The 6,247-nt window shown below is 64.1% G+C and carries 5 protein-coding genes and 1 pseudogene; 3 read left to right on the top strand and 3 right to left on the bottom strand.

Going from position 1 to position 6,247, the window contains the following annotated elements:
• Positions 1-1,314 (bottom strand): DNA topoisomerase (ATP-hydrolyzing) (locus AAFP05_RS07415; RefSeq protein WP_341729221.1); only part of this gene is annotated, 1,314 nt, incomplete at its 3' end.
• 47 nt (positions 1,315-1,361) lie between these two features.
• A complete protein-coding gene (locus AAFP05_RS07410) occupies positions 1,362-2,414 on the bottom strand; it encodes a phosphatase domain-containing protein (protein ID WP_341729220.1) in 1,053 nt (350 codons plus the stop codon).
• 78 nt (positions 2,415-2,492) lie between these two features.
• Between AAFP05_RS07410 and AAFP05_RS07405 the strand changes: the two genes are divergently transcribed.
• Both AAFP05_RS07405 and AAFP05_RS07400 read left to right on the top strand, forming a co-directional pair.
• Positions 2,493-3,080 carry a DUF5998 family protein gene (locus AAFP05_RS07405; protein ID WP_341729219.1) on the top strand — a complete coding sequence of 196 codons (588 nt, stop codon included), beginning with the start codon at positions 2,493-2,495 and terminating at the stop codon, positions 3,078-3,080.
• 2 nt (positions 3,081-3,082) lie between these two features.
• Positions 3,083-4,228: a nucleotide pyrophosphatase/phosphodiesterase family protein gene (locus AAFP05_RS07400; protein WP_341729218.1), complete on the top strand. Its 1,146-nt coding sequence runs from the start codon at positions 3,083-3,085 to the stop codon at positions 4,226-4,228.
• A gap of 19 nt (positions 4,229-4,247) precedes the next feature.
• Here AAFP05_RS07400 and sepH read toward each other — a convergent pair.
• Positions 4,248-5,504: pseudogene (gene sepH / locus AAFP05_RS07395) on the bottom strand (septation protein SepH); the annotation flags it as partial.
• A gap of 191 nt (positions 5,505-5,695) precedes the next feature.
• Here sepH and AAFP05_RS07390 point away from each other — a divergent pair.
• The gene (locus tag AAFP05_RS07390; protein ID WP_286024288.1) at positions 5,696-5,992 is read left to right on the top strand and encodes a DUF4193 domain-containing protein; all 297 of its coding nucleotides are present in this window, start codon (positions 5,696-5,698) and stop codon (positions 5,990-5,992) included.
• The last annotated feature ends 255 nt before the right edge of the window (positions 5,993-6,247 follow it).

The following is a 6,247-nucleotide window of genomic DNA, read 5'->3' as shown; positions in this document are numbered from 1 at the left end:
CCGGCGTAATTGCAGATCAAGGCTGTAGTTCGTCTGCACCTCGGTCAGCTCGAATGTCTCCATCAACCTGGTCCGGGCTTCTGACACATCGTCCGAACTGCGGATGATGGCGATCACATCGTCGATATCGAGCAGCGCCAGCAGCATGCCTTCGACCAGGTGCAGCCGGTCCGTTGCCTTGCGCAGCTGATGTCGAGTGCGCCGCAGAGTGACCTCGATACGGTGGTCGAGATAGACCCGCAGCATCTCGATCAGGGCCAGTGTCCGCGGTTGTCCATCGACCAGTGCAACCGCATTGATCGCGAACGTGTCTTCCAGCTTGGTCAGCTTGAACAGCTGGGTGAGCAGCGCATCGGGGTTGATGCCGTTCTTGATCTCGATCACCAGCCGGGTGCCGTGCTTCAGATCGGTGAGATCTTTGACATCGGCGATACCAGAGAGCTTCTTGCGGGTGACCAGATCCTTGATCTGCTCCATGATCTTCTCGGGGCCCACCCCGTAGGGCAGCGAGGTGACGACGATGCCCTTGCGACGCGGGCTCACCTGATCGATCCGGCAGGCTGCGCGCAATTTGAACGATCCGCGTCCGGTCGCGTAGGCGTCTTTCACACCATTCAGACCGATGATCGTCCCGCCGGTCGGGAAGTCGGGTCCGGGGATGAAGCGCATCAGCGCGTCCAGATCGGCGTCCGGGTTCGCGAGCAGGTGCTTCAGCGCTCCGACAACTTCGATCAGGTTGTGCGGGGCAAGGTTGGTGGCCATTCCGACCGCAATCCCCGAGGCGCCGTTGACGAGCAGATTCGGAAAGGCGGAGGGCAGTACGGACGGCTCTAGCTCTTTGCCGTCGTAGTTCGGCCGGAAGTCGACCGTGTCGGATTCGATGCCGGCGGTCATCGCCAGCGCTGCGGGCGCCAGGCGGCACTCCGTGTACCGGTAAGCCGCCGGGCCCGCGTCCAAGGAGCCGAAGTTGCCGTGTCCGTCGATGGTGGGCAGCCGCATCGACCAGTCCTGACCGAGCCGCACCAGTGCGTCGTAAATCGCTGAGTCACCGTGCGGATGCAGCAGACCCATCACTTGACCGACAACGCGCGCGCACTTGACATGTGGCTTGTCGGGACGAAGTCCCATGTCGTACATGGTGTAGAGAATGCGCCGTTGAACCGGCTTCAGGCCGTCGCGGGCGTCCGGCAGCGCCCGAGCATAGATGACCGAATAGGCATACTCGAGATAGCTGGTCTCCATTTCGGACGAGACGTCAATGTCGATGATGCGTTCTTCGAACTCTTCGACATCAGCCGGTGTCTTGGTTGCCATAGAGCGACGACTTCTCCTGCTAGCTTTCCCTGTGCGACATGCACACCCTAGTCGGACCGGCCGGATTCGAGGGCCCGCCACACCTGTGGGCCGAGATCGTCTCCATCGGTGCCCGACACCTCGGTGACCACTGCGGGCTGCCAGCTCAGATCCGCCGAATCGCGCAGCACGGTGGCGGTGCCGTGCGCCAGGATCTGCTCGGTGGACGAGAGCTGCCTGATCGCGATCATCCGCACATGCCCGGGTCGCAGTTCGGCGAACTCGCGGTAGATCGCCGGATCGTGTTGGCCGTCATCGCCGACCAACAGCCACCGGATGTTCGGGAAGTCGCGAGCCAGTTCGGCGAGTGCTCGCCGCTTGTGCTCGGGGCCGCTGCGGAACCAGCCCGTCTGCGTCGGACCGAAATCGGTCAACAGCATCGGGCCATCCGGAAAACCGTGCCGCTTCATGAACCGGCTGAGGAAGGGCAACGTGTTCCATGCCCCGGTCGACACGTAGACGATCGGGGCGCCCGGGTTCTCGGCGAGCAGCTTCTGATACATCCTGGCCATGCCGGGGACGGCCTGGCGGTTGCCTTCGGTGAGGACGAACGAGTTCCATGCCGCAAGCAGGGCGCGCGGCAGCCAGGTCGACAAGATGGTGTCGTCTATGTCGCTGATCAGCCCGAATTGCTCATCTGCGGGCACCACCTGCACCGGGACCGGCGTCGCGGTGGCCTCGTCGGTACTAAGCGTGACTCCTTGCCAGCTATCGGTGAGTGCCGATGTCTTCACCGTCACGTCGATATAGCCACTGCGATCGGTGACGAGTTCGAGTTCTTCGTCGCCGACCTTCACGGTCACTGGCCTGCGTGGCACCGGGGCGGTGACGAAATTGCGCCAGCCGCGTTGATGCAGGAAGGCCTCTGCGTACATCCCGATATAGCTCCGGGCCTTGACCGGCCGTAAGACCAGCCGGCCGAGCACCCGCACGTGGTCCGCGCTGCCGTATCCGGTGAATGGGATGATCGTTTCGCGCCAGCCCCGCTTACGCAGGAAGCGAACGACTCGGCGGGTGATGAAGTCGTCGATTCGGGTACCGACGAACTGTTGCGACTCCATGGGCTCCAGAGTAGCTATCGCCCGGCATCGCGTGGAACCGTGAACATACACCCGGTGGTCTAGTGGCAAGATGATGGGGTGAGGCGAGACGCGAAGACCGGCCCCGGCCAGCTGCCGGAATCCCTGCTGACCCAGATCAACGACTGCGGATTCTTTCCGCAGCTGGTCACAGACTCGGTTGCATTGACCGTCGGAAGCGAACCGGTGGATGCCTTTCTCGTCCACCACGAGGCAACATTCGCCCCCGAAGGCATCGGACGTCATCTGTCGGTGCTAGTGCTCACCGCGACCAGGCTGATCGTCAGCCACACCGATGAGCACGCAGACGATCCCGCAGGGAATACCGCGATCAGTTCCACGGAGTCGGTGCCGTTGCGGTTGCTGGGTGCGATTGCGCTCACTCGGGTGGTGTCCAAGCCGGAGAAGTTCGGCAGTGCGGGTGCGGAGACGGTCGAGACCTGGCTGACGCTCAGCTGGAACACTGTGCGCAGGATTGAGATCGAACCGGCGAGCTGTGGCGACCCATCGTGTACCGCCGATCACGGATTCCAAGGCTCGGACGTCGCCGAGGACATGGTGATCCGGATGAGTCCGGTCTCCGACGGTGCCGGCAACGTGGCGATGCTCGTGGCATTCGGGACAGCGTTGCAGCAGCGGGTGCGCTGACAGTGGGCCCCATTCAGCTTCCCGACTACGGCAAATCCACGCTCGCCGAGGTGCTTCCCGCTATCGCGGCGCATCTGCTGGGCGGATCGTCCGGGGTTGCGGACGACTGCCGAGACGTGCTGGGTATCCCGCACGCGGATCGCTATGTCCTGGTCATGGTCGACGGGCTGGGTCACGAGCTGCTGCAAAGTCAGCGCTTCCGTGCGCCTTATCTCGAAACCCTGCTCGACGACGCCCTCGCGCTGACAAGCGCGGTGCCTTCGACGACGGCCACCTCGCTGACCACCATCGGCACCGGCACGGTCCCGGGACGCCACGGCATCGTGGGCTATTCATTCCGTGCGATCGGCGAGATCATCAACGCGCTGCTCTGGGACGACCGACTGGACCCCTTCGTCTTTCAGCCGCAACCCACCTGGTTCGAGAGACTCGCCTGCCATCCTCAGATCGCGGTGAGCACCGTCTCGCTCGACAAGTTCGAAGCCTCGGGCCTGACCCAGGCCGCGCTTCGGGGTCCCCGGTTCTTCGGTCTGCCCGATGAACAAGACGCCGACCGCCGCATCGAGCAGACAGTCGCGGCCTCCCGCTCAGCTAGCCGATCGCTGGTCTACGTCTATGAACGCCGGCTCGATCATGCCGGCCACAGCGTTGGCTGCGGTTCGGAGGAATGGAACCAGACTCTCGACGAGATCGATGCCTGGATCGAGCAGTTGCGCAGTGCGCTCGATCCGAGCACCTGCCTGCTGATCACCGGTGACCACGGCATGGTCGATGTGCCGAGCAACCATCAGGTGATCATCGAGGACACGCCGGGGCTGCTCAACGGTCTCAGTCTGATCGGAGGAGAGGGCCGACTGCGCCAGCTGTATACCGACCGCCCGGATGAGGTCGCGGTCCGCTGGCGGCGCTGGCTGGGGGAGCGGGCCGTCGTCCGCACCCGGGGCGAGGCCATCGAGGAGGGCTGGTTCGGCGTCGTCGATGAGTGCATGCGCGATCGCATCGGAAACGTGCTGGTTGCCCTGCTGGACGATTGGGCGATCATGACGCTGACCCGTCCGGGCGAACTGACATTGGTGGGCCAGCACGGCTCGCTCACTCCCGAAGAGATGCGCGTCCCGTTGCTGGCCGATCAGCTGGCGACCGCCTGAGGTGCCCGGACGCCATAGCCTACGGATTCGAGGGGTCTGAGGGCGGAGGTGCCCCGAACATGATCTCGTCCCAGGTGGGCACTGCGGCTCGCTTGCGGCGCTTGCGCGGCTTGGGCGCAGGCTCCGTACGTGCCTCCGCATCGCTCACCAGGGCTTCCTGTTCGGGCTCGGTCGGTGCAATCGTGGCCTTGGGACGGGCGGGCTTGTGACCAGGAGCGGTCCGGACGCTCTGGTCAGTCGCGGGCTGCGGCGTGATGGCAGTGGACCGAGGATTGCGGATGGGCTTGGCCGAGCCGGCTTGTTCATCGGGTTCGGCCGGCTGCTCGTCGGCCGGGGCTGCGTCCGAAGCATCGTCGGGCCAGGAAGCGGAGAGGTGTTTCGCTCGCCGCCGCGATCGGGGATCGCTCGGCGCCGACCTACTGGCGGACAGCTGCTTGAACTCCCGCTCGGGAGCCGGATCCGGATCGGGCGGTGTACTGACCGGCTGAGTGAGCCCGGTGTAGATGCGTACCGAATCCTCGTTGAACCCCGACAGCATGTCATAGAGCACATCCATGTCGGAGCGCGGGTTCGGGACGATGTCGTAGACCCCGTCGAACTGTTCGAGTTCGGCATCCGAATAGTCGTCGGGCTCGTCGTCGGAGGCGGGATTCTGGCCGTTGCCGGGCAGCTTGATGATACGTGCCGCCGGAACATCGGGCAGCACGGCGGGCGGTCCGGCGGCGTCTTGAACGACCCGTACGATCGCCAACTCATCGTGCAGATCGACCGTCGGCTCCGCATCGGGATTCGCGGTGCCCGGACGTCTGGTCCGCTGAGGTTGTTCGCCGATCAGCGTCTTGGCGGCGGCGTCCTTCGCCGTCGAATAGCGTCCGCGCTGGTCATAGTCGAATTCGGCGTGCCGTTCGGCGCCGTCGGCCGGCCAACTGACCTGCACCGTCCAGCGGCGGTTCTCGTCGCGCCATGAATCCCACCGGATCTGTTCCGCAGCGATGCCATCGGCGACCAATGCATCCGCTACCACCTCGCCGAGGAACCGCTGCCCACCCGATTCACGATGCCTGCGAACCTGGGAGGTCCGGGCCATCGTCGCCATATGCTCGCGTTCTGCCAGAACAGGACCCGCATACACATCGATCTGCTCAACGGAAACTCCGGCGGCCTGCGCAACATCGGTGAGGGATTCCCCGCCCCGTATCCGGGATTGAATCTCGCGCGGTGTCAGTGCGCTTTCCATTCGCCGGTCTCCCTGGTGTCGAGTTGCTTGTTGGACGCGCGAACACGCCCTATCCTTGCCACGTAAACCTACCCCTCAAGCCCAATGCTCGTCTTCGTGCCGCGCCGCCTTGGGCACTGGGGATCGGGGTCAGCTGGATTGGATTTGTGCCGGTATGGTACAACATGCATCGACAGCCACATGGGTGGCCGTGCATGGCAAGTGAAGTGCATCACATTCGGAAGGGCACCATGGCTACTGACTACGACGCTCCTCGTAAGTCCGATGAGGAGATGAGTGAAGATTCGCTCGAAGAGCTCAAGAGCCGCCGCAACGACAAGCAGTCCGGCCAGGTTGACGAGGACGAGGTAGAGGCGGCCGAGGCTTTCGAGCTTCCGGGCGCAGATCTGTCCCACGAAGAGTTGACCGTCCGCGTATTGCCTCGTCAAGCCGACGAGTTCACCTGTGCGTCCTGCTTCTTGGTGAAGCATCGCAGTCAGCTGGCCGAGACTCGCGGCGGCCTCGACTACTGCGTTGACTGCGTATAGCTCTATTGCGACGAAGCTCCATCTCAGCGCGCGGACATCATCCGCGCCAAAGTCGGCAATAGACAAGCTGCCCGGCCGATCAGCCTCGAATGGCTGAGCGGCCGGGCAGCCAATGTTCACTGGCTGGATCAGCGCCCGAGATTGCGGTACCGCTTGGCCGCGAACCTCCGGGTCAGCACCTGCACCACAGAGATCCCTACCGCGCTCGCGGCAACCCAGGCCACTGCCGCCACTGCCGAGGCGTCCGGATCGTTC

The sequence above is a fragment of the Brooklawnia sp. genome (assembly GCF_032229645.1).
Classification (GTDB): domain Bacteria; phylum Actinomycetota; class Actinomycetes; order Propionibacteriales; family Propionibacteriaceae; genus Brooklawnia.
The sequence above is the reverse complement of the archived record's forward strand: the minus strand, read 5'-3'. Positions and strand labels throughout refer to the sequence as shown.

Bases quoted from the DNA above. Each gene is read 5' to 3' on its own strand.
- AAFP05_RS07410 (WP_341729220.1), bottom strand. From the start codon at position 2,414: ATGGAGTCGCAACAGTTCGTCGGTACCCGAATCGACGACTTCATCACC.
- AAFP05_RS07390 (WP_286024288.1), top strand. From the start codon at position 5,696: ATGGCTACTGACTACGACGCTCCTCGTAAGTCCGATGAGGAGATGAGT.